This is a genomic window from uncultured Endozoicomonas sp. (assembly GCF_947495845.1).
Classification (GTDB): Bacteria; Pseudomonadota; Gammaproteobacteria; order Pseudomonadales; family Endozoicomonadaceae; genus Endozoicomonas.
In genome coordinates, this window is the sequence record NZ_CANMAO010000125.1 from 1 (window position 1) to 220 (window position 220).

Below are 220 nucleotides of genomic sequence, written 5' to 3' on the forward strand. Positions count from 1 at the left end.
GCTGCGACTGTTTATTAAAAACACAGCACTGTGCAAACACGAAAGTGGACGTATACGGTGTGACGCCTGCCCGGTGCTCGAAGGTTAATTGATGGGGTTATCCCTCTTTTAGGAGAGTGGAGAAGCTCTTGATCGAAGCCCGAGTAAACGGCGGCCGTAACTATAACGGTCCTAAGGTAGCGAAATTCCTTGTCGGGTAAGTTCCGACCTGCACGAATGG

At 50.5% G+C, this 220-nt stretch carries 1 rRNA gene; it reads left to right on the forward strand.

Annotation, left to right across the window (positions count from 1 at the left end):
- Window positions 1-3: 3 nt before the first annotated feature.
- Window positions 4-220, forward strand: a 23S ribosomal RNA gene (locus Q1B11_RS20380); the annotation flags it as partial.